Here is a 355-nt window from a genome sequence, read left to right as displayed (position 1 = left end):
TGTGCCCATGGATTCGTTCAGTTCGGCGGTCAAGCGTGTGTCATGCAGGACAGCACAGTAGAGGGCTTGAAGGCAGCGGCTTTGGTTCGTTCCAACCGTGCGCTTGATTGCATCGAGTTTCGTAATTTGCCGACTGAGCTGGAAAAAACGCTGCGTCTGATCATCGACATGAAATCTCAAGCTGCGCGTAGTGCGGCTTTCCTTGCGCTGCTGGCCCAGGTCGCAGCGCTGGAGCGCCTTGTCAGGCGCCACGGAACCTTTTGCTATTCGAGGGTACGTGCCGCCTAGGCATTACCACTTCCCACGATTTTCCATTTCACCGCCGGGCTTTGCCAGGCTGTGTTTTTTTGCGTTC

At 55.8% G+C, this 355-nt stretch carries 1 pseudogene; it reads left to right on the top strand.

The window, feature by feature from the left end:
* A pseudogene (locus tag ALO64_RS26170) lies at positions 1-288 on the top strand (transcription termination/antitermination NusG family protein); the annotation flags it as partial.
* Positions 289-355 lie beyond the last annotated feature (67 nt).

Origin of the sequence: Pseudomonas meliae (assembly GCF_001400515.1) — a bacterium.
Taxonomy (GTDB): domain Bacteria; phylum Pseudomonadota; class Gammaproteobacteria; order Pseudomonadales; family Pseudomonadaceae; genus Aquipseudomonas; species Aquipseudomonas amygdali.
Note: the sequence above shows the minus strand (reverse complement) of the source record. Positions and strands in the feature narration are given on the sequence as shown.